The organism is Kocuria nitroreducens (genome assembly GCF_042879195.1).
In the GTDB taxonomy this organism is placed as follows: domain Bacteria; phylum Actinomycetota; class Actinomycetes; order Actinomycetales; family Micrococcaceae; genus Kocuria; species Kocuria nitroreducens.
Genome location: NZ_JBHZTC010000097.1, coordinates 1 through 585, shown reverse-complemented (window position 1 = coordinate 585; position 585 = coordinate 1). Strand labels below are relative to the sequence as shown.

Genomic DNA, 585 nt, shown 5'->3' with positions numbered 1-585 from the left:
GAAGTCGTTGAGCGGTTGGCTTTCTTGAGGATTTCGGTGCTGGTCTTGGTCCACACGAACGGGTGACAGCGGTCGTTCCAGCCGGTGATGAAGGCCCGGATCCGGGCGTTGAGCTCGGGCACCGAGGCGACGTCGGCCCGGTGCAGGGCCTGGCGTTCGATGATCCCGACCCACACTTCCACCAGGTTCAACCACGAGGCAGACGTCGGTGTGAAGTGCACCCGGAACCTGGGGTTGGCGGCCAGCCAGTCCTTGACCTCGGGGGTCTTGTGCACGGCGTAGTTGTCCATCACCAGGTGCAGCTCCCTCTCCGGGTAGGCCCGGGCGACCTGTTTGAGGAAGGCCAGGAACTCCTGGCGCCGGTGCCGGGGCTTGCACGCGGCGGTGACGTGGCCGGTGGCGATCTCCAGGGCCGCGAACAAGGTGGAGGTTCCGTGCCGGATGTAGTCGTGGGTGCGGGCCGCTGGCTTCCCGGGTTGCACCGGCAGCCCCGGGGAGGTGCGCTCGAGCGCTTGGATCTGGGACTTCTCGTCCACGCACAGCACGATCGCGTTCTGAAGGCGGGGCCAGGTAGAGCCCGACCAC

Annotated in this window: 1 pseudogene; it reads right to left on the bottom strand. The window is 67.0% G+C overall.

Annotation, left to right across the window (positions count from 1 at the left end):
* Positions 1 to 585, bottom strand: a pseudogene (locus tag ACFYE1_RS17505) (IS630 family transposase); the annotation flags it as partial.